This window comes from Amycolatopsis sp. cmx-4-83, from assembly GCF_046548815.1.
In the GTDB taxonomy this organism is placed as follows: domain Bacteria; phylum Actinomycetota; class Actinomycetes; order Mycobacteriales; family Pseudonocardiaceae; genus Amycolatopsis; species Amycolatopsis pretoriensis_A.
The window spans coordinates 602,299-623,363 of sequence record NZ_JAEBEF010000001.1 but is presented as its reverse complement, the minus strand read 5'-3'; the positions used below and the strand labels follow the sequence as shown (position 1 = coordinate 623,363).

18 protein-coding genes are annotated in these 21,065 nt (G+C 73.5%); 5 read left to right on the top strand and 13 right to left on the bottom strand.

What is annotated here, in order from left to right; translation table 11 throughout:
- Window positions 1–7: 7 nt before the first annotated feature.
- A complete protein-coding gene (locus ACLJQM_RS03190) occupies window positions 8–331 on the bottom strand; it encodes a DUF3017 domain-containing protein (protein WP_247014891.1) in 324 nt (107 codons plus the stop codon).
- Entirely contained in the window at window positions 328–1,185 is an 858-nt protein-coding gene (locus ACLJQM_RS03185) for a bifunctional methylenetetrahydrofolate dehydrogenase/methenyltetrahydrofolate cyclohydrolase (RefSeq protein WP_360768423.1), read from the bottom strand. The genes ACLJQM_RS03190 and ACLJQM_RS03185 overlap by 4 nt, the downstream gene beginning before the upstream one ends.
- A 187-nt stretch (window positions 1,186–1,372) precedes the next feature.
- Here ACLJQM_RS03185 and ACLJQM_RS03180 point away from each other — a divergent pair, with 187 nt between their 5' ends.
- Window positions 1,373–4,378, top strand: coding sequence for a glycohydrolase toxin TNT-related protein (locus ACLJQM_RS03180; protein WP_410630099.1), 3,006 nt, complete (start codon window positions 1,373–1,375; stop codon window positions 4,376–4,378).
- Between the two features lie 44 nt (window positions 4,379–4,422).
- Here ACLJQM_RS03180 and ACLJQM_RS03175 read toward each other — a convergent pair whose 3' ends face one another.
- Both ACLJQM_RS03175 and ACLJQM_RS03170 read right to left on the bottom strand, forming a co-directional pair.
- The gene (locus tag ACLJQM_RS03175) at window positions 4,423–5,010 is read right to left on the bottom strand and encodes a pentapeptide repeat-containing protein (RefSeq protein ID WP_410630098.1); all 588 of its coding nucleotides are present in this window, start codon (window positions 5,008–5,010) and stop codon (window positions 4,423–4,425) included.
- Window positions 5,011–5,039: 29 nt separating this feature from the next.
- The gene (locus ACLJQM_RS03170) at window positions 5,040–5,270 is read right to left on the bottom strand and encodes a hypothetical protein (RefSeq protein ID WP_360768418.1); all 231 of its coding nucleotides are present in this window, start codon (window positions 5,268–5,270) and stop codon (window positions 5,040–5,042) included.
- A 10-nt stretch (window positions 5,271–5,280) separates the two neighbouring features.
- Here ACLJQM_RS03170 and ACLJQM_RS03165 point away from each other — a divergent pair, with 10 nt between their 5' ends.
- Window positions 5,281–6,111 carry a helix-turn-helix domain-containing protein gene (locus tag ACLJQM_RS03165; RefSeq protein ID WP_410630097.1) on the top strand — a complete coding sequence of 277 codons (831 nt, stop codon included), beginning with the start codon at window positions 5,281–5,283 and terminating at the stop codon, window positions 6,109–6,111.
- Window positions 6,080–6,496 carry an acyl-CoA thioesterase gene (locus tag ACLJQM_RS03160; RefSeq protein WP_410630096.1) on the top strand — a complete coding sequence of 139 codons (417 nt, stop codon included), beginning with the start codon at window positions 6,080–6,082 and terminating at the stop codon, window positions 6,494–6,496. Before ACLJQM_RS03165 ends, ACLJQM_RS03160 begins: the two co-directional genes overlap by 32 nt.
- 210 nt (window positions 6,497–6,706) lie before the next feature.
- Here ACLJQM_RS03160 and ACLJQM_RS03155 read toward each other — a convergent pair whose 3' ends face one another.
- The 4 genes from ACLJQM_RS03155 to ACLJQM_RS03140 all read right to left on the bottom strand — a co-directional run bounded on the left by ACLJQM_RS03155 (window position 6,707) and on the right by ACLJQM_RS03140 (window position 13,897).
- Entirely contained in the window at window positions 6,707–10,018 is a 3,312-nt protein-coding gene (locus ACLJQM_RS03155; protein ID WP_410630095.1) for an error-prone DNA polymerase, read from the bottom strand.
- Window positions 10,019–11,041 carry a hypothetical protein gene (locus tag ACLJQM_RS03150; RefSeq protein ID WP_410630094.1) on the bottom strand — a complete coding sequence of 341 codons (1,023 nt, stop codon included), beginning with the start codon at window positions 11,039–11,041 and terminating at the stop codon, window positions 10,019–10,021. It lies immediately after the preceding gene.
- The gene (locus tag ACLJQM_RS03145) at window positions 11,014–12,576 is read right to left on the bottom strand and encodes a DNA polymerase Y family protein (protein WP_410630283.1); all 1,563 of its coding nucleotides are present in this window, start codon (window positions 12,574–12,576) and stop codon (window positions 11,014–11,016) included. Before ACLJQM_RS03145 ends, ACLJQM_RS03150 begins: the two co-directional genes overlap by 28 nt.
- 631 nt (window positions 12,577–13,207) lie before the next feature.
- Window positions 13,208–13,897, bottom strand: coding sequence for a hypothetical protein (locus ACLJQM_RS03140; protein WP_410630093.1), 690 nt, complete (start codon window positions 13,895–13,897; stop codon window positions 13,208–13,210).
- Between the two features lie 230 nt (window positions 13,898–14,127).
- Here ACLJQM_RS03140 and ACLJQM_RS03135 point away from each other — a divergent pair, with 230 nt between their 5' ends.
- Window positions 14,128–14,589 carry a GNAT family N-acetyltransferase gene (locus ACLJQM_RS03135; protein ID WP_247014909.1) on the top strand — a complete coding sequence of 154 codons (462 nt, stop codon included), beginning with the start codon at window positions 14,128–14,130 and terminating at the stop codon, window positions 14,587–14,589.
- A 62-nt stretch (window positions 14,590–14,651) separates the two neighbouring features.
- A complete protein-coding gene (locus tag ACLJQM_RS03130; RefSeq protein ID WP_410630092.1) occupies window positions 14,652–15,410 on the top strand; it encodes a hypothetical protein in 759 nt (252 codons plus the stop codon).
- Here ACLJQM_RS03130 and ACLJQM_RS03125 read toward each other — a convergent pair.
- From ACLJQM_RS03125 to ACLJQM_RS03105, 5 genes are all read right to left on the bottom strand, one after another.
- The gene (locus tag ACLJQM_RS03125) at window positions 15,407–16,171 is read right to left on the bottom strand and encodes a hypothetical protein (RefSeq protein WP_247014912.1); all 765 of its coding nucleotides are present in this window, start codon (window positions 16,169–16,171) and stop codon (window positions 15,407–15,409) included. The two genes, ACLJQM_RS03130 and ACLJQM_RS03125, sit on opposite strands and share 4 nt — an antisense overlap.
- Window positions 16,172–16,239: 68 nt before the next feature.
- Window positions 16,240–17,808 (bottom strand): bifunctional phosphoribosylaminoimidazolecarboxamide formyltransferase/IMP cyclohydrolase, encoded by a 1,569-nt coding sequence (gene purH / locus ACLJQM_RS03120; protein WP_410630091.1) that lies wholly within the window; start codon window positions 17,806–17,808, stop codon window positions 16,240–16,242.
- On the bottom strand, window positions 17,798–18,415 hold the full coding sequence (purN, locus tag ACLJQM_RS03115) for a phosphoribosylglycinamide formyltransferase (RefSeq protein WP_410630282.1): 618 nt from the start codon (window positions 18,413–18,415) through the stop codon (window positions 17,798–17,800). Before purN ends, purH begins: the two co-directional genes overlap by 11 nt.
- A 78-nt stretch (window positions 18,416–18,493) precedes the next feature.
- Window positions 18,494–19,927, bottom strand: coding sequence for a DUF6350 family protein (locus ACLJQM_RS03110; protein ID WP_360768396.1), 1,434 nt, complete (start codon window positions 19,925–19,927; stop codon window positions 18,494–18,496).
- A 145-nt stretch (window positions 19,928–20,072) separates the two neighbouring features.
- Window positions 20,073–20,864 (bottom strand): DUF5336 domain-containing protein, encoded by a 792-nt coding sequence (locus ACLJQM_RS03105; protein WP_410630090.1) that lies wholly within the window; start codon window positions 20,862–20,864, stop codon window positions 20,073–20,075.
- Window positions 20,865–21,065: the final 201 nt, after the last annotated feature.

Sequence of the window (21,065 nt, the reverse complement as noted above, 5' to 3'; positions counted from 1 at the left end):
GGGCGTCCTAAGAGGAGGCGAACGGGCCGCCGATGATCGTCAAGGCCACGAACAGGACGCCGGCCGCGAGGCCGGTGTAGGTCACGATGTCCACGGCCTTGCCGCGGATCACCAGCAGACCGGCGCGTGCCGTCGGGAGCACTGCGCGCAGGATCCCCGCGAGGAGGAGCGCGACGCCGATCAGCGCCGCGCCCTCCCGCCAGTGGTACTGGACGATGCGCAGCGCCGCGACGGCCGCCACCAGGAGCACCAGCGCGAACGGCAGCTGCGTGAACCGGGGTTGCCCGCTCCGGCGGTCGCCCACGTCCCGCCGGTCTTCGGTCATCGTCATCGGCCTCGGAGCGTGCGCTCCGCCGCTTCGACGACGTTGCTGACGAGCATCGCCCGCGTCATCGGGCCGACCCCGCCGGGGTTCGGCGAAAGCCAGCCGGCCACCTCGGCCACGTCCGGGTGAACATCGCCGGTGAGTTTGCCGTCCACGTGGGACACGCCGACGTCGAGCACCGCGGCGCCCGGCGCGACCATGTCCGGCGTGATGATCCCGGGCACCCCGGCCGCGGCGATCACGACGTCGGCGCGGCGGACCTCGGCGGCGAGGTCGCGGGTGCCGGTGTGGCACAGGGTGACGGTGGCGTTCTCGCTCCGGCGGGTCAGCAGCAGGCCCAGCGTGCGGCCGACGGTGATGCCGCGGCCGACCACCGTGACCTGGGCGCCGTTCAGCTCGACGCCGTGGCGCTTGAGCAACTCGATGATCCCGTACGGCGTGCACGGCAGCGCGCCCTGCTGGCCCAGCACCAGCCGGCCGAGGCTGACCGGGGCGAGGCCGTCGGCGTCCTTCTCCGGGTCGATCCGCTCGAGGACGCGGTTCGCGTCGAGGTGCTTCGGCAGCGGCAGCTGGACGATGTAGCCGTGGCACGCCGGGTCGGCGTTCAGCTCGTCGACGACGGCTTCGAGCTTCTCCTGGGTGATGTCCGCGGGCAGGTCGCGGCGGATCGAGTTGATCCCGATCTTGCCGCTGTCGGCGTGCTTCATCCGCACGTACGAGTGCGACCCCGGGTCGTCGCCGACCAGGACGGTGCCCAGGCCCGGCGTCACCCCCTTCGCGGCCAGCGCCGCGACGCGGGGTTCGAGCTCCGCGAAAATGGCGTTCTTGGTGGCTTTGCCGTCGAGAATCTTCGCCGTCACGGTGCCCATTCTGGCAAAGCGGCCCCCGCGCGTCGCTTCCAGGCGCGCGTGGTCGCTGCCCGTAGACTGGCCGCTACCCCACACGGTCCATTCGCGACGCTCGCCGCGATCAACCTGTGATCTACCGCACTTCGCATCACGCGAGGTCAGACCGGGTGCCGCCGGGTCGTCGAGCGGCAAAACCCACATGCGGGGTGCACACGCGCGCGCGAACAGTCAAAATGTCCCCGTGGCACAACCGACGACGCAGCTGAACGCGACCGAGCAGGACACCCTGGTCAAGCAGATCGGACTTGCCCTGCTGCGTGCCGCCCCGCGCGACTGGCGCAAAGTCACCGCGGAGTACCGGGCGGTCGGGAGGTACCACGAGCTGACCGGCGAGATCGTCACCGAAGACGGGACGGTCCACGAGTGGCTCGCCACCCACGACATCGCCACGCTCTTCGGCAGGCTTCGCGGCGGCATGTACCGGGACGGGCGCGGGACTTGGTTCAACGCGCGCTACCAGCTCGACCACCCCTCGAGCTACAACCTCGAGTACAACCGCGACGAACCCGTGTGGAACCTCGCGCCGCCGCCCCAGGCCTACTCCGACGAGCTGCGGATGTTCCCGCGCACCGAGGACAACGTGCCCGAGTGGCTGATCCGGCGGATGTCCGGGCTCGGCCCGGAGCAGCCGGGGCCGCACTTCCGGATCGCCCGGATCTTCGACACCGTCGGCCCGGCCGGCCGCCCGGTCATCAACCGGCCCGACCTCGAGGTCGACGAGCAGGACCGGCTGCTGGAGTACCTGGAGCGCGCGCCGCTGGTGGTGCCCGAACGCGGGTACGACATCGACCGGCTGGCGGCGACCCCCGAGGCCACCGTCCCGGTCGCCTTCCACAGCGACGGCCAGTGGATCTGGCCCGCCGCCGTCAACTTCTACTTGCACAAGTACGGCGTTTCGCCCGAACCGGACCTCGTCGAGCACGTCCGCGCGGTCGGGTTCAAGCTGCCCCCGGTCGACGAGCCGACGCTGCAGGCCGCCGCGGGGTACCTCACGCGGGGGAATCAGCCGCCGCCCCCGCCGCAGCAGCGTCCGGCCGGGCCGCCGCCGCACCAGGGCCCGCCGCCGCAGCAGGCTCCCGCGGGCCCGCCGCCCGCCGCCGCCGTCCCGTCCCCGGTCGTGCCTCCGCAGGCGCCCGCGCCGGTGGAGGCTCCCCTCGCCGCGCACGCGCCGGTCGAGCCGGAGGCCCCGGCCGAGGAGCACGAGTACGCCGAAGAGGGTCAATACGCCGAGGACGGCTACGACGACCAGGAGTTCGACGACCGCTTCGCCGAGGACGACCAGTACGGCGAGGAGGAGTACGACCAGCAGGCCGGGCACGCCGCCGGGACGAACGGCTCCTCGCCGGAGCCGGGCCGGGTGCCCGACCTCGACGAGACCGCGGAGTACGTGCCCGACCGGCCGATCGGGCACGAGCAGGACGCCGAGCCGGTCCCCGACGAGGCCGGGCACGCGTTCGACGCCGGCCAGGCGCCCCGGCACGACGAGGAAGCCGCGCGCTCCGCCTTCCAGCCGCCGCGGCACGAGGAAGAGCACGCGGGCTTCCAGACGGGGAGCGACGGCGAAGCCTTCGCCACCGGGGAGGCACGGCACGAGGACGACGCGCACGCCTTCGCCCCGGACCAGGCCCGGCACGAAGAGGACGCGCACGCCTTCGCGCCCGGCCAGGCAGGGCACGACGACGAACACCTGTTCACCCACCAGGGCCCGGGCCGGCACGACGACGCCGACGCGCACTCCTTCGCGGCGGACCAGAAGCCGTCGTTCGAGCCCCAGGACGACGAGCCGGCGTTCCAGCCCGGCCAGCGCCACGACGAGGAGCCCGCGCACGCCTTCGCGCCCGGCCAGGCCCGGCACGAGGACGAGCCGGCGTTCCAGCCGGACCGTGACGACGAGGCCGCGTCTCCCTTCCAGCCGAGCCGGGACGAGGCCGCGGCCTCCTTCCAGCCGAGCCGGCCGTCGCGGCGCGAGGAAGCGCCCGCGTTCGACCCCGGCCCGCCGACCATGATCACCCAGCCCGAGGTCCCCGGCGTCCTGCCGGTGCCGGAGCCCCCGGCGCCCCAGCCGGAGCCGGCCGCTCCCGCGCCGCGGTCGGGCCGCCGGGCCCTGCGCCGCGAGACCCCGGACCACCCGGTGCTCGCCGGGCTGCAGACCAAGCTCGACGAGCTCGACGTGCCCGAAAGCGGCTACAAGCTGGGCGAGCCGGCCGAGCACGGCTGGAGCGTCGAAGAGGTCGAGGACGGCTGGCGCGTCGGCTGGTACGACGGCAAGCTCAGCAACCCCGCGGTGTTCGGCGACGCCGAGGACGCGGCCGCGTTCATGCTCGGCAAGCTGCTGCTCAACCCGGAGGGCCACGTGCCGCCCGAGGAGCCGCCCGCGCCGGAGCCCGAACCGGAACCCGAGCCCGAGCCGGCGCCGCAGCGGGTCGTCGCGACGCTGTCGCCCGAGGTCGCCACCGGCTCGTACCCGGTCCGCAAGCCGGAGCCGGTGCCGCCGCAGGAGCAGACGGCGTTCACCAGCGCCGACGAGCTCTTCGGCGACCTCGAAGACGACGAGCCGCCGGCCCCGCCGCGCCCGCCCGTCCCGCCCGCGCCGGTCCCGGCCGGGCCGCCGCCGATGGCGCAGCAGCAGGTCGCCCCGCCGCCCGCGCCGCCGCGACGTGAACCGCCGTCGGCACCGACCGTCCTGGCCCCGGTGCCGCCGCCGGTCCAGCCCCCGGCCGCGCCGCCGGTGCCGCCGCGCCCGGAACCCGCTCGCCCGGCCGTCAACGGCGGGGGTGGCAGTGGCCAGCAGCAGTGGCCGATCGGGCCGATGGCCGGCGAACCGCCGCTGACGCTGTTCCGCGGCAAGGAACTGCGCGAGCTGCCCGCGGGCAGCGAGCTGGACCGCTTCGGCGGCCCGACCGGCAACCTGACGTACGCGGCGGGCACGCCGTTCGCGGAACGGTCGCTGGTGCCGGAGTGGGTCAACCGCCCGTACCACGTCTACCGCGTGCAGCGGCCCCTCGAGACGCTGGCCGGCGTCGCGATCCCGTGGTTCAACCAGCCCGGCGGCGGGTCGGCGTACCTGCTGCCGGCGTCGATCGAGGAACTCCTCGCGGAGGGCGACCTGATCGAACTCGACCCGGGCGAACCCCCGGTCGACTGACGTTCACCCCGGAACCGGCGGCCGCGGCCGCCGGTTCCGGCGTTTCAGCGGATGACGAGCCCGTGGGCGGCGGCGAAGGCGAGCGCCGTCTCGACGTCGACGTCGGCGCCTCGCAGGTCGCCCTGCACGAGCGCGTTCGCGTCGAGGCGTGCGCCACGCAGGTCGGCGCCGTCGAACTTCGCGCCCTGCAAGCGGGCGCCGGTCAGGTCGCTGCCGCGCAGGTCGGCGCGCGAGAGGTCGGCGTCGGTCAGGTTGGCCTCCCGCAGCCGCAGCCCGGACAGGCCCAGTTTGCGCAGCCGCGCCTTCGCGAGCGACGCCAGCGAGAGGTCGCACTCGGTCAGCGCGATCCCGGCGAACCCGCAGTCGGTGAACGAGGTGCCCAGCAGCGAGCACGACGTCCAGCGGCTTTCGGCGAGCACCGTGCGCTCGAAGGTGCACGAGCGGAACGCCGACGCGTCGTGGCGCGAGCGCGAAAGATCGGCCCGGTTGAACACGCAGTCGTCGAACGTGCACCCGCGGGTCCGCAACCCGCTGAGGTCCGCCCCGGTGAAGTCGCAGCCGGTGAACCGGCGCTTTTCCCACCACTGCCCCGACAACACCGCTTCGCGGTAGTCCTCCCCGGTCTCCAGCACGGGCCCCAGGGTGTCACACGCGCCCGCCGTCAGAGCTTCGCACCCTGGACGCAGGCCATCGCCTCGACGTGCTCTCGCAGCTGTTTCCTCGCTGTCGGGCACGTGGACCGCAGGAACGCCGGGGTGTCGGCCCCGTCGCCGGGTGCGTCGAACGCCATCACGACGGCGTCGCCGATGCGGACCTCGGCGTGCCCGACCTTCCCGTCCTCGCCGACGACCCGGCCGAGCTCTTCGGCGTCGAAGGCGCGCTTCCGCTGCATACTGGGGTCCATGGGAGTTCCGCTGCGGCCGCTGGCGGTGGCCGGGGCGCGGTCGGTGTACCGCGAGGTCGCGCCGCCGCCCGCGCTCGCGGCGGTGCTGGCGTGTGGCTGGCACGGGCGGACCGGCTGGGCGCGGCCGCTGCGCGTCCTGCCCGACGGCTGCGCGGACCTGGTCTGGGACGGCACCGCGCTCACCGTGGTCGGCACCGTCGGCGCCCCGCTGCGGCTGTGGCTCCCGGCGGCGGAGACCCGCGTCGGCGTCCGGCTGCGCTGCGGTGCCGCGGCGGCGGTTCTCGGGACGCCGATGCCGGAGCTGCCCGCGGGCGCGACCCGGCTGAGCGACCTCTGGGGCGCCGAGGCCCGTCGTGCCGAAGACGCCCTCGCCGCCGCCGATCCCTTGGCGCAGCGCGGAATCCTCGAGAAGCTCGTCGCCGGCCGGGGCGTGGTGCCGGACCGCCGGGTGCTGGCCGCGATCGACGCGCTGGGCCGTCCTTCGGTGCGCGCCACCGACGTCGCCGCCGAAGTGGGCGTGAGCGAACGCGCGTTGCGGCGGCACCTCGTGCACGCGGTCGGCGCCGGGCCGAAGCAGGTCCACCGGGTCCGGCGGTTCCAGCTTTTCCTGCGCCGGCTCGAGCTTTTGGCAAATCGCCGGACGTCGCTGGCGGGCGTCGCGGCGGACCTCGGCTACGCCGACCAGTCCCACCTCGGCCGCGACTGCCGCCGCCTGTCGGGTTCGTCCCCCGCGGCGCTCGTCCGGGTGGCCGAAAAGTTCCAGACCGGCGACGTGTCGCCGGGCCACGATCAGCGCCATGTTCCGAGTGACGATCCCGGTCCGCTGTGACGACATCGACGCGAACGGCCACGTCCGCGGCCCGGCTTACCTGGCGTACGCCGATCACGCGCGCTGGGCGTGCGTGCAGGCGGCGGGCATCGACCCGGCGGAGCTGACCGCGCGCCGCATCGGCCCGGTCAACCTGGAGACGACGCTGCGCTTCCACCACGAGCTCACCCCGGGCGGCGAGGTGTCGGTCAGCTGCGCGTTCGAGTGGGGCACGGGGAAGACATCGCGGGTGGCCCAGGAGTTCCACACCCCGAACGGCACTTTGGTGGCATCGGTGACGTCCGTGTCGGGCCTGCTGGACCTCGACCACCGGCGGCTGGTGAGCGATCCCGGCGCGCACTGGCGGGCGCTGGCCACGCGTCCCGAACTGCTGGGACTGGCTTGAGGATTGGGTTGGCCGGTATGCCCGACGAGCAGTTCGCCGATCCCGGTCTCGTCGGTGCCGGACATCGGCTGCGGCACCGGTTCCTTGCTGCACCGGGCTCCTGAGTCCGACTTCGCCGTGATGACCGGCCACCGTGGGGGAAGCGGTCACGGCCGACGGGAGCACCGTCCGGTCGTGGAACGACGCCGGTCCCTTCGAGAACGGCCTCGATCACCGGAAGTCGCGGGACTTCGCCTTGATCCGCATCTGCAGCGGCTCGACGCGGTGGGCCAGGACGCTCACCACGCCGTCGGCCTTCTCCACCACCCCGCGGATCAGGAGCGCCGGGCTGCCGCGGGCCACGCGGTGGTAGCGCTGCCACAGGCCCAATGTGCAGATCACGTTCACCATCCCCGTTTCGTCCTCGATGTTGAGGAACGTGACGCCGGCCGCGGTCGCGGGGCGTTGGCGGTGGGTCACCGCGCCGCCGATCAGGACTCGGGCGCCGTCGTCGAGGGCGGCCAGGCCGCTCGCCGGGACCACGCCCAGTTCGTCGAGGTGGTCGCGGATGAACTCGGTCGGGTAGCTGTCCGGGGACACGCCCGTCGCCCAGACGTCCGCCGCCGCGAGGTCGAGGCCGTCCATGCCCGGCAGCGCCGGTGCCTGGGCGCCGATCAGGCCGGGCAGCTTCTCCGGCCGTTCGCCGGCGACCGCGCCCGCGGTCCACAACGCCTGGCGGCGGTCGCCGCCGAAGCTCGCGAACGCGCCGGCCGTCGCCAGTGCCTCGATCTGCGGGGTGGTCAGCCGCACGCGGCGGGCGACGTCGGCCATGTCGCGGTAGTCGCCGTTTTCCGTCCGCTCGGCCACGATCCGCTTCGCGACGTCTTCGCCGATCTTCCGCACGGTGCTCAGCCCGGTCCGCACCGCGTGCAGCTTTCCCCCGTCCGGCAACGGTTCCAGCGTCGCGTGCGGCAGGCTGCGGTTGATGTCCGGGCCGTGCACGGTGACGCCGTGGCGCCGCGCGTCGGCGACCAGCGACTGCGGCGAGTAGAACCCCATCGGCTGCGCGCGCAGCAGGCCCGCCAGGAACGCGTCCGGGTGGTAGAACTTGAAGTAGGCACTGGAAAAGACCAGGTGCGCGAAGCTCAGCGCGTGGCTTTCCGGGAAGCCGAAGTTCGCGAACGCCTTGAGCTTCAAGAAGATCTTCTGCGCCAGCTCGTCGTCGACGCCGTTCGCGGCGGCGCCTTCGAGGAACCGCTGCCGCAGCCGGTCCATCTTGCGGTCCGAGCGCTTCGACCCCATCGCGTGCCGCAGCTGGTCGGCCTCCGCCGCGGTGAAGTTGGCGACGTCGAGCGCGATCTGCATCATCTGCTCCTGGAACAGCGGCACGCCCTTGGTCTTGTGCAGCGCCTTCTCCAGCAGCGGGTGGTCGTAGCTCCACTCCTCGCGCCCCTGCTTGCGGCGGATGTACGGGTGCACCGAGCCGCCCTGGATCGGACCGGGCCGGATCAGCGCGACCTCGACGGCGAGGTCGTAGAACTCCGTGGGCCGCAGGCGAGGCAGGGTCGCCAGCTGCGCGCGGCTTTCGACCTGAAAGACGCCGATCGCGTCGGCGCGGCACAGCATTCCGTAGATCTGCTGGTCGGCGAGGTCCAGCTCGGCGAGGTCGACGAGCTCGCCCTTGTAGTCGTGGACGAGGTCGATCATGTAGTGCAGCGCGGAAAGCATGCCGAGCCCGAGCAGGTCGAACTTGACCAGCCCGGCGGCGGCGCAGTCCTCCTTCTCCCACTGGATGACGCTGCGGTCGGCCATCCGCGCCCACTCGACCGGCACGACCTGGCTCACCGGCTCCTGGCACATGACCATGCCGCCGGAGTGGATGCCCAGGTGGCGCGGGAAGTCCTCGAGCGCGAAGGCCAGCTGGACGACGTCGTCCGGGATGTCGTGGTCGTGGTCCTTTTCGGTGCTGCGCAACGAACCCCAGCGGTCGATCTGCTTGCTCCAGGCGTCCTGCTGGCCCGGTGAGTAGCCGAGCGCCCGCGCCGCGTCGCGGACCGCGGACCGGGCGCGGTAGGTGATCACGTTCGCGACCTGGGCGGTGCGCAGCCGGCCGTGCTTGGCGAAGACGTACTGGATGGCCTCTTCGCGGCGGTCGGACTCGATGTCGAGGTCGATGTCGGGGTAGCCGTCGCGATCCGGGGCGAGGAAGCGCTCGAAGAGGAGTTCGTAGGCGACGGAGTCGACCTTCGTGATGCCGAGTGCGTAGCAGACGGCCGAGTTCGCCGCCGAGCCGCGGCCCTGGCACAGGATGTCGTTCTCGCGGCAGAACCGGACGATGTCCCAGACGATCAGGAAGTACCCGGGGAAGCCGAGTTCTTCGATGATCCGGAGTTCGTGCTCGATCTGGGCTTTCGCCTTTTCTTCGTGCGGTTTGCCCTTGAACCGTTCCTTCGCCCCTTCCTCGGTCAGCTTGCGCAGGTGAATCGCTTCGGTTTCACCCGCCGGGACGTCGAACGGCGGCAGCTTCGGGGCGAGCAGCTTCAGCGGGAACGCGCATTCCATGCCCAGCAACGCACTGCGCCGGACCGCACCCGGGTAGCGGCGGAACAGGACGTCCATTTCGGCGCCGCTGCGCAGGAACGCCGTCCCGGCCGCGGGCAGCCACCCTTCGAGCTCGTCGATCCCCCGCCGCGCCCGGATGGCGGCGAGCGCGTCGGCCAGCGGCGCCCGTTCGGGACGGGCGTAGTGCGCGGCGGTGGTGGCGACGGTCGGCAGGCCGAACTCCTCCGCGAGCCGGGTGAGGACGTCGTTGTGCGTGCTGTCCAGCGGCTGGCGGTGGTCGGTGAGCTCGACGTAGACGTGGTCGCGCCCGAAGCGTCCGACGAGTTCTCGCAGCTGTTCGGCGGCGGCCGCCGGGCCGTGCGTGACGAGCGCCGAGCGCACCGCCCCTTTGCGGCACCCGGTCAGCACGACGCACTGCCCGGCGACCTCCTCGGCGACCGCACCGAGGTCGTAACTGGGTTTGCCCTTTTCGGCGTCGTGGTGGATCTGCCCGGCGGTGATGGCGCGGCAGAGGGCCCGGTAGCCCTGGTCACCGCGGGCGAGCAGGAGGAGGTGCTCGCCTTCGGGGTCCGGGACGCCGTTTTGCGGGTTGCGCAGGCCGAAGCTGAGCTCGGTCCCGAAGACGGTGTCGACCCCGAGTTCCCGCGCGGCTTCGGCGAAGCGGACGACGCCGTACATCCCGTCGTGATCGGTGAGGGCGATGGCGTCGAGCTTGAGCCGCGCGGCTTCTTCGACGAGCTCTTCGGGGTGGCTGGCGCCGTCGAGGAAGCTGAAGTTGGAGTGGCAGTGCAGCTCGGCGTAGGGCACGCGGACGGCCTCGCCGCCGTCGTCGGTGCCGCGGGCGGGGAGGTCTTCGGGGCGCTGGTAGCCCTCGCGGTGCCGGCCCCAGGCGGGACTGTCGCCGTGGTCGCCGGGCGGGAGGTCGCCGGCGAGGGTGCGGGCGAGGTCCTGCCAGCGGACGGGTGGGTTGTTCCAGCCCATTCAGCTGCTCCCGGGATCGTCCCGCCGCTGCTCTTCGGCGGCGCGGCGACGGCGGTGCCAGTTGGAGGGGTGGTTCCACCGGCTACGGGCTTCGGCTTCGGAGATGGGCCGCGGCTCGTGCGGCTCGTGCGGCTCGACGGCGGCTTCGCGGCGGCGGTGGAGTTTCGGGTCGGGGTCGCGCGAGAGGTCTTGCGGTGCAGCAGCGGCTTCGCGGCGGCGGGGGTTCGGGTCCGAGTCGGGCGAAGGGTCTTGCGGTGCGGCAGCGGCTTCGCGGCGACGCGGGTTCGGGTCGGAGTCGTGCGAAGGGTCTTGCGGTGCAGCAGGGGCTTCACAGCGATGACGGGGGTTCGATTCGGAATCGTGCGAAGGGTCTTGCGGTGCAGCAGGGGCTTCACGGCGATGCGGGTTCGGGGCGAGGTCGCGCGAGAGGTCTTGCGGTGCAGCAGCGGCTTCGCGGCGATGCGGGTTCGGGTCGAGGTCGCGCGAGCGGTCTTGCGGTGCAGCAGCGGCTTCCCGGCGGCGGGGGTTCGGGTCCGAGTCGCGCGAGAAGTCTTGCGGTTCGGCGGCCTCGGCACGGCGCAGCGAGTTCGACGGGTGGTTCCAGCGGCTGCGGGCCTCCGCGCTGCTCATCGGGGGCGGGCTTTGCGGCTCGGCGGCCTGCTCGCGGCGGCGCGAGTCAGCCCCGCGCGCACTCGACAGGCCGGAGTCGCTCGGGTGGGCGGTGTCCTTGCGGCGGGTTCGGCGGCCGGGTTCGCTCAGGCGGCAGCCGTTCTCCCCGGAGGGTCGGGGCAGCGGGATCACCACTGCCAGGCCCGCGTCACCGGCGGAGGGTTCCTCGGCGGGCGGCAGCTCGCCTCGGACCGACCAGCGTTCCGCCGGTGGGTGTTCGCGCGTTCCGTCCGGGGCCGGGATGTCGCGCAGCCACTGGTGGGGTGCGGCCCCGGGCTCGGCTCGCAGCCAGGCGCGCAGGCGTCGTGCGTAGTCCTCGTCCATGCTCAGTCGTACACTCCCTCGACCGTCCACAGTGGATTTTCCGTGCCCGCGCAGTGCACCAGCACCGCTTCGGGTGGCTCGTCGCCCTCGCCGGCGAGCACCAGCTGGAGCCGGGCGCGGCGGGGGCCCGGGTGGCGGCGGTCCGGGGTCAGCGGCCACGGGCCGGCCCAGCCCACGACGGTGCGGCGGGCGCCGCCGGCGATCGTCAGGGCGGCCGGGGGTGCCGTGATCCTGTCCCGGGCCGTGAGTCCCACCTTGCGGCCGTCGGCGGCGTAGACCTGGGCGGGGACCGGCCGGTCCAGGACCGTCGCCGGGGAGGGGGACGGCAGGCGGCCCGGCCAGGTCGCGTCCGGTGGGGTCGTGCGCTCGCGGGGGTCGCCCCAGGGCACCAGGCGGACGCGGCCCGCGGGGTCGCGGCCGCCGTCGAGCAGGGGGGTGAGCACGCCTTCGGGGCCGAGCAGGCCCTGGATCCGGACGAACGCGCGCGCCGCCCGCTCGTCCTCCTCCTCGGAGCCGCCGTTCTGCCAGAGGTCGAGCTGGAGCGACCGGCCTTCGACCGTCTCCTCCGGTTCGAGCCGCAGCCGCACCACGCCGGACGTCGGGCGCTCACCCGGTGCCGCGCGCAGCCAGCCTTCGAACTGCCAGCGGACGCGGTCGGCGACGCCCGCGGGGGTCAGCGGTTCGGCGCAGCGCCACACGCGGCCGAGGTGTTCGCCTTCTTCGGTGACCGCGTAGATGCCGAGGCGCGTGCACGCCAGGCCGTGGCCGGCGAGGCCCGCGCAGAACCGCGTCGCGAGGCCCTTCGCGAGGAACGCGGCGACGTCGATCCGCTCGACGACCGGGTCGAACTCCTCGGTCAGCATCAGCTCCGGCGGCGGACGGCGACGCAGCGGCGGCCGTTCGGAGCGGCCGCGCGCCAGCCGGTGGGCGAGCAGCCCGGCCGTGCCGAACCGGTTGGCGACGTCGCGCTCCGGCAGTTCGGCGAACGCGCCGAGCGTCTTCAACCCGAGCCGGCGCAGGAGGTCGACGAGCTCCGCGCGCTCGGCGCCGGGCTGGTCGAGCTCGGTGACGGGCAGCGGGGCGAGGAATTCGGCGACGCACCCGGGTTCGACGAACTCCCCGCAGCGGGCGGCGAGCGTCGCGGCGAAGAGCCCCTCGGCGATCCCGACCTGGCATTCGACGCCGGCCGCGGCCGACACCTCGTCGACGAGCCGCTCGACGAGGGCGTGTTCGCCGCCGAAGTACGGCGCGGCGCCGTCGACGGGCACCGCGACGAGACCCGGCCGCACGACTTCGACGCCGACGACGAGCGCCTCGACCGCCCGCGCGACGGCCTCGAAGAGCCGGGCGTCGCGCCCGTCGTCCGCGGCGAAGACGACGAGTTCGGGACAGTTCGACTGCGCCTCCCGCCGCCGCATCCCCCGCCGCACCCGGCTCCGCCGCGCGACGGCGTTGCAGGCGACGACCCGATTCGCGCTGAAGACGGCGGCGGGTTCGGTGACGGCAGTGCCGGCGACGGCCGCGGCGGCGACGGCGGGCCAGTCCGGGCACCAGAGGACCAGCATGCGGGTGGGGGTTTCGGGGGTGCCGCGCTGGGCTGGGACGGTCATGCGGCCCCCTGTCCCTGGACCGAGCGCGGGCGGCCGGAGTACCGCCGCGCGCCGAGTCCGGCGTGGTCGGTCCCAGCCGCCGAGGGCAAGCGCGAGCCGGGGCAACGGCTCGCGCCGAGGAAGGACGGAAGAGCCCAGCTCGACCGCTGCTCGGGAAGAGCGGGCCGAACAGCCCAACTCGAGCGCCGCTCGGGCGAGGACCCGAGAGCCCAACTCGACCGCCGCTCGAGCAGGGACAGAACAGCCCGACTCAAGCGCCGCTCAGGCGAGGACAGGAGAGCCCGACTCGACCGCCGCTCAAGCAGGGACAGAAGAGCCCGACTCAAGCGCCGCTCGGGCAAGGACAGAAGAACCAAACTCAAGCGCCGCTCAGGCGAGGACAGGAGAGCCCGACTCGACCGCCGCTCAAGCAGGGACAGAAGAGCCCGACTCAAGCGCCGCTCGGGCAAGGACAGAAGAACCAAACTCAAGCGCCGCTCAGGCGAGGGCGGAAGAGCCCAGATCGAGCGACGTTCGGGCGGGGACAGGAGAGCGCAGCTCGACCGCCGCTCGGGCAGGGCCGGCTGAACCAAGGGCGAAGCAACGCTCATGCCGTCGCCACCTCGCCGAGTTCCGTCGCGCTGACCGCTTCGGTCGCCGGGCCCGGCAGGGACAGCTCCGCCGTCACGGGGCGGGCCGCCGAGCCGCGGCCGTGGGCTCGGACCAGGACCCGGCGCTCTCGGAGGTGGCCGTAGCCGTTCTCCGGGCCTGTCCAGGCCTCGCGGCGGCAGGACAGCTCGACGTCCGCTCCCGGCCAGGTTCCCGTCGTCAACAGCACTGCGCCGCGGTGGCGGGCGCGGGCCGACAAGCGGCGGGCCACCGCCGGAGACACCGTCTCGGAACGGACCGCCACCACGTCCACGCCGTCGAGCAGCGCTGCCACCACCGCCGGGAACTCCACGCCCGGGCGAGGGACCAGGGCCAGCCGGGTCAGGTCGGCTCCGTACTCGGCTGCGGCCGCCAGGCCCAGGGAGGGCATGCCGACCACCGCCGCCCAGGAACCCGCCGCCGTGGCCGGGGCGAGGAGGGCGAGCAGCAACGACGTCGAGCCGTGGACCGCCACCGTGCTCCCGCGCCGGAGCCCGGCGGCGGGCAGCAGTCCGGCCAGTGCCGGGGCGACCGGGAGCACCCTTCCCGTCGCCCGCGCGCGCTCGGCCTGGGCCGCCACCCGGCTCGCCGTGCTGACCCCTGGCAGGGCCGCCAGCCGGGCCACCGGCGGCTCCACCACAGCGGTCACCGCACGCACCTCCCCACCACGGACTGGGCCGGCGGTCGGGCCTCTCCCAAAACGCGACCGACGGCACTGGTCCGCCGCGGGGAAGGCGGCGGCACTGCATCTATCAACCATCGTCGAACACCTGTTCGACATGAACCATGAAACCCCGAACCGAAGACCCTGTCAAGTCACCCGAAAGCGGCACACAAACCAGTTGCCCGAGCCGCCGCGGAACAACTAGACAGACGCTCGTGGAGCTCACCGACGCCCGGCCCGAAGACGCCCCGGAACTACTGGTCCTGCAACGCTGCTGCTGGGTCCAGGAAGCCCTCCTGAACGACACCCTCGACATCCCCGCGCTGCACGAATCCCTCGACGACGTGCGCGACTGGACCAAGACGTGGTCGGTCTGGCTCCTGCGGGAGGACCACCGCCTGATCGGCGCCGTCCGCGCCCGGCTCGAAGGGGACCACTGGGAGCTCGGCAGGCTGATGGTCGCCCCGGACTTCGCCGGCCGCGGGCTGGGCCGCCGGCTCCTCGCCCACGCCGAAGCGCAGGCGCCCGCCGAAGCCCGCCGGTTTTCGCTCTTCACCGGGGCGCGCAGCACCCGCAACATCACGATGTACCAGCGCGCGGGCTACCGGCTGACCGAGCCACCCGAAGCCGGCGGCCACATCGCCGGGGCCGTGTACCTGGAGAAGGACCGCCAATAGCCCGGTCCGCCCACCGGGTGCGACGGGGTCGGCTAGATTGCCCGGTGGACTTGGGGGTGGCGATGACCGAACGGCTGGGACGGCCGGTCCTGTGGATCGCCGGCGCGCTCGTCGCGGCGGGCGCGGTGGCCGCCGTGGTGCTGACCGCCGGTGGCGGGGTGCCCGGCGCCACGGCCGCGGCCCCGGGGCCGACGACCATGGGCGCGGAGTGGCGCTCGTTCCGCGCCGACGTGACGGGGATCCGCCCCGGCCCGGACGCAACGACCCTGTTCGTGCAGGTCGCGCTGCCCGGCAAGGACCCCGGCTGCGTCCGGGAGCCGCGGATCGAGCAGCTCGTGGAGGCGAAGACCGACATCCGCGCCGACGTCGTCTATTCGACGCGGCCCGCGGCCGGCGGCTGCCAGGACAAGGTGCCCGCCGAGCTGCGGCTGAGCACGTCCGAGCCGGTCGCGGACCGGACCGTGATCCTCAACTCCGACACCGGCAACGCCTGGCACAAGCTCGGTACCGGCTGGGGCCACTGCGACCGCCAGGGCACCTGCGCCCCGCCCGCCGACCACTGCGACCCCGCGTGGATCGGCGCCGCGGTGTCCGCCGCGGGCGCCGAAAGCGCCGGGACCACCCGCGCCTGCGACCCGGCCTGGCTGGTCGTCGACCTGCTGGTGAAGCAGACCGAAGCGCCTTCACGCACCGCGTTCCGCTGGGGCGACGGCGGCTGGACGTCGTTCGCGCAGACCAAGGCCGCGGGCTGCGGGGAGATCCGGGCCGCCGACCCGAAGTTCCCGGTCGCGCTCTGCAAGGCGCTGCCCGCGCCCGCCTAGCGCGGCAGCTTCTTGACGACCTCGGCGCCGACCGCCTTCACCGCCGCGTCGGACTCCTCCTGCGGCATCGGCGAGTTCGAGAAGAACCCCTTGTCCCAGCCGGAAATCTCGACCGTGACGACGTTCGCGCCGGCGAGCACGTGCAGCTCGGCGCCGCTGAACGCGCTCTTCGTGACCAGCCGGACCAGCGACGCCTTGTCGCCGAGGCCGGGTACGTCGACCGGCGGCACCTCCGGCTTCGTCGGCATGAAGTTGTCCTTCGCCTGCCGCTCCGCGTCTTCACCGGAGTACTCGACGACGCGGATGTTCATCGTCGCGTCGCGGACGTTCTCGTCGGGGCCCGGCTTGAACCCGCAGCCGATCTGCTTCAGCCCCGGCAGCGTGTCGGCGCTGCCCGGGTTGCCGCCGACGTAGCTCGGGAACCCGGCCTGCGCCAGCACCTGCGCCGGGATCGAGCACTCCGCCGGCGGCGGCACCGCGCTCGGCGCCTTGCCCGTGCTCGCGTAGTAGTCGCTCGCGACGATCGCGAGCGGGATGCCCGCACCGAGCAGCACGACGACCCCGCCGACGATGCCGAAGATCAACCCGAGACGCTTCTTCTTCGGCGGCGGCATCGGCGGGCCGTACCCCGGGTAGCCCTGCTGCGGCGGATAGCCGGGCGGCGGGTACCCCTGCTGCGGCGGGTAACCCGGGGGCGGGTACCCGGGCTGCTGACCCGGGTACCCCTGCTGACCCTGTCCGTACTGCGGCGGTTGCTGCATCGAGCCCTCCCTCTCGAAGCGCGGGGACGCTGACATCCGGGGCTTCGCCTCGGAGCCCCCGAAAGCGGTCAGTGCGCGAAGTGGCGCGTCCCCGTCAGGTACATGGTGACGCCGGCCTTCTCCGCGGCCGCGATGACCTCGGCGTCCCGGACCGAGCCACCGGGCTGCACGATCGCGCGGACCCCCGCCTCGACCAGCACCTCCAGGCCGTCCGGGAACGGGAAGAACGCGTCGGACGCACCCACCGAACCCTTGGCCCGGTCCCCCGCCCGCGAGACCGCGAGCCGCGAGGAGTCGACGCGGTTGACCTGGCCCATGCCGACGCCGACGGTGGCGCCGTCGGCGGCCAGCAGGATGGCGTTCGACTTGACCGCGCGCAGCGAGCGCCACGCGAACTCGAGGTCGCGCAGGGTCTGCTCGTCGGCCGGGGCGCCGGTGGCGAGCTGCCACGACGCCGGGTTGTCACCCGGCGCGTCGATCGCGTCGGCGGTCTGCAGCAGCACGCCGCCGGAGATCGGGCGGAATTCGATCGACGACGCCGGGGCCGCCGGCAGCTTCAGCAGCCGGATGTTCTTCTTGCGCTGCAGGATCTCCAGCGCTTCGGCGTCGAAGTCCGGGGCCAGGACGACCTCGGTGAAGACCTTCTCGATCTGCTCGGCCGCCTCGCGGGTGACCGGCCGGTTCGTCGCGATGACGCCGCCGTAGGCCGAAACCGGGTCGCACGCGTGCGCCTTGCGGTGCGCCTCGGCGACGTCCGCGCCGACCGCGATGCCGCACGGGTTGGCGTGCTTGATGATCGCGACGGCGGGCTCGGCGAAGTCGAACGCGGCGCGGCGGGCGGCGTCGGTGTCGACGAAGTTGTTGTAGGACATGGCCTTGCCGTGCAGCTGCTCGGCGTGCGCCAGGCCCGGGCGGTCGCTCTTGTACAGCGCGGCCTTCTGGTGCGGGTTCTCGCCGTAGCGCAGGACGTCGGCGCGTTCCCAGGTGGCGCCCAGGAAGTCCGGGAAGCCGGCGTCGGCGGTGGCCTCGTCCGGGGCGTACGCGCTGGCGAACCACGAAGCGACGGCCGTGTCGTACGCCGCCGTGTGCGCATACGCCCGGGCCGCGAGCCGCTTGCGGTCCTCGAAGTCGAAGCCGCCGTCGGCGACGCGCTCGAGCACCCAGCCGTAGCGGGCCGGGTCGACGACGACCGCGACGCTGCCGTGGTTCTTCGCCGCCGCGCGGACCATGGCCGGGCCGCCGATGTCGATGTTCTCGACGCAGTCCTCGGCGCTCGCGCCGGACGCGACGGTCTGCGCGAACGGGTACAGGTTCACCACCAGCAGGTCGAACGCCGCGATGTCCAGCTTGCGCAGCTGCTCGACGTGGTCGGGGTTGCCCTGGTCGGCCAGCAGGCCGGCGTGCACGTTCGGGTGCAGCGTCTTGACGCGCCCGTCCAGCGACTCGGGGAAGCCGGTGACCGCTTCGACCGGCGTGACCGGGATCCCCGCGTCGGCGATGACCTTCGCCGTGCCGCCCGTGGAGACGATCTCGACGCCGGCCGCGTGCAGGCCGCTCGCGAGGTCCAGCAGGCCCGCCTTGTCCGAGACGCCGATCAGCGCCCGGCGGACCGGGCGCCGTCCCAGGTCAGTGCTCACGAAATGTCACCTTTCGTCCGTCCACGGTGCAGCCACCGCGGCCGAGTCGCTCGATCGTTTCCACCAGCAGCCTGCGTTCGACGGCCTTGATCCGTTCGTGCAGGACGTCTTCGGTGTCGTCGTGCTCCACGACGACGGCTTCCTGGGCGATGATCGGCCCGGTGTCGACCCCGGCGTCCGCGAAGTGCACGGTCGAGCCGGTGACCTTGACGCCGGCCTCCAGCGCGTCGCGGACCGCGTGCATCCCCGGGAACGACGGGAGCAGCGCCGGGTGCGTGTTGACCACGGTGAACCGGCCGAGGAACTCACTCCCGAGGATCTTCATGAACCCGGCGGAGACGACGAGGTCGGGCTGGTACGCCGCGACGGCCTCGGTCAGCGCCTTGTCCCAGGCGGCCCGGTCGGGGTGGTCGGCGACGCGGACGGTGAACGACGGGACGCTCAGGCGCTCGGCGCGGGTGAGGGCTTCGATGCCGGTGCGGTCGGCGCCGACGGCGACGACCTTGGCCGGGAAGCCGGACCGCCCGGTGGCGTCCAGCACCGCCTGCAGGAGGGTTCCGGAGCCTGACGCGAGCACGACGAGCTTCACCGGAGTGGGCAGCTCCAACCGTTGAGACAGAGCGGGCTCCTTGCCGCGGGCGGTGCGCAGCCGGTGCGCACGGCGCTTCACCAGGTCGCGTCAACCCTAACGGTCGGTCTCGTCCGGCTCGACGTCGCCGCAGGTCTCGGTGCCTCCGGTCACAGCTTCGTCCTCGGCCGGCTCGTCTTCGAGGCCGAGCTCGGCGTCGGCTTCGGCCTCGAACTCCGCGTCCTCGGCGGCTTCTTCATCGTCCTCTTCGGACGCTTCCAGTTCCTCGACGGCTTCGGCGGCCGCCTCGGTGTCGACGTCGTCGGCGTCTTCGAAGGCTTCGTTGTCTTCGAGCGCTTCCGGCGGCGGCGCGGGCGGCTCGTGCTCGCCGGTGAAGAACGCGACGAACGAACCCGGGATGACGATCCAGCAGAACGCGACGACGGACGCGACACCCACCGGCACGCTCACCGGGTCGAACGGGCCGTCGCCGAGCCGTCCGCCGGACAGCGTGCCGAGCAGGACGCAGCCGAGCGCGACGACCGCACCGGCCACCGCGACCGCGCGGATGCGCTGCGCCGGGTCGGCGTCGACCTTGCGCAGCGACCAGCCGACCAGCGCGCCGGTCGCCGCGGGCAGCACCAGCAGGGCCGGCCACCAGGCGGCGTGGTGGTCGGGCAGGCCGCCGAGCAGGGGGACGCCGGGTACAGCGCCGCCGCGGTAGCCGAACATCCCGACGTTGAGGTCGCCGATCGAAAACCCGGGCCCGGTGACGAAGGACAGCGAAGCGGCGACAGCGTTCGGGAGGTAGAGCACCGAGAGCAGGAAGAGCCCGAAGCTGGTGCCGAAGGCGGGCTCGTAGATGTCGGACACGGTCGCCCAGGACACCGCGGTCGCGACCGTGAACACGACGGCACCGCAGGCCACCAGCACCGCGAAGCCGAGCGCGCCGGCGCGGAGCCCGCGCAGGGCGAGGGGGTCGAGGCGCTCCGCGACGACGTCCGGCAGCCCGCAGGACCGGGTGACGCCGACGAACGCGGCCGCGGCGGCGAGCAGCCCGGGCACGGCGAAGGCGACCAGCGGGTTCGCCGTCACCGGCGAGCCCTGCGCGACGAGCGCGACGACCAGCCCGAACACCGCGTGTGCGCCGGTGATCGTGAGCAGCACGGGGAGCGCTTCGCGGGCCGACCGGCAGCCGAGGCGCTGGGCGGCGCCGGCCGCCGTCCGCGCGGCCAGCAGGGTCACGCCGAGCGTCGGCAGCAGCGGGAGCACGCCGAGCGGGTGGCCGCCGAGGCCGAGGCGGACCTGGTGCGCGGCGAGCCAGCCGGGGCCGGCGGCCAGCAGCACGCCGGTGCCGGAGAAGACGGCGCGGTCGGCGGTGAGCGCGACCAGGGTCAGCACGGCCGCGACGGCGGCGTAGCCGGTGACCAGCGGGCCGAGGGCGGCGGCGAGCAACACCCGCACCCGCGCCGCCCCGGAGAGTCCGACGCCGGGTTCGAGGTCGCTCACCGGCTCTTCGCGGGCATCGGTGAGCAGGTCCATGATCCGCACCCTGACACCCGGGCTGGTCCGTCCGGGTGAGCCACGCCGCCGCCGTCCGACGTGGGAAAGCCAACCCACCCGGTCGAGTCACCCCCGGAGCGCAAAACACCCGCTGTGACACTCTGCGTCACAGCGGGTGTTTCGGACTACCGCGTCAGTTCGACTTGCCGAAGCCACCGGGCGGGGTGCCCGGGTTGTCCGACGGCGGCTGCTGGAAGAACGAGCCCTGCTGCGGGGCGTACGTCGTGGCCTGCTGCCCCGGCGGCGGCGTGGTCGACGGCGGGTTCGGCGAGCCGTACTGGCCCGGCTGCGCGAACGGCGCCCCCGACGGCTCCCCGGTCTGGGCGACCGGGCCCGGGCCGTGCCCCGGCTGGCCGAACTGCTGCCCCGGCTGACCCGGCTGGCCGTACTGCTGCTGCTGGCCGGGCTGGTTGAACTGCTGCTGACCGCCGTAGGACGGCGCGGCGGGCTTCGGCGACGGCGGCTTGACCACGCCGTGCTCGATGAGCAGCGCGCCGACCGCGGCCGCCGCCTGCAGGAACGCCAGGATCAGGATGACGATGACGACGCCGGGCGTCGTCTGCAGGCTGATCAGCGTGTCCAGGACGTCGAGCATGCCGAGCACGCTGAACAGCGCCGCGAACGGCAGCGTCCGCGGCCCCTTCGGCAGCACCTGGAGCGCGGCGAGCAGACCGCCACCGAGCAGGAAGACCCCGCCGAGGCCGACTTCGCCGGTGTCGACGAACCCGAGGAAGTACTGCACGAGGCTGAGGCCGGTGACGACCAGGGCGAGCAGCAGCGGCAGGTTCTGCGGCAGGCCGCCGGGGCCCGACGGCGCCGGGTGCGCGTGGGACTGCTGCGCCGGGAAGCCACTGGACGGGGGACCGGGGGGCTGTTGGCCGCCACCCTGCTGGGGGTAGCCAGGCCCGCCGCTGGGGAAGGTCATCGGATGCACTCCTGTCGGTTCGACCGGCACTCCGGGGCACGCGGGCACCCGGGGGAAGACGAGGCGGCTTGTGTGCGCAGAACGCTAGCGCACTCGCAAGCCCTCAGCCCACCAGACGCGTGAATACCTCAGGAGGTTTCGTGCTCGAACGGAGGAGAGCCGGGCACCTTGTGAGTGCCCGGCTCCACCTGCGGTTACCCG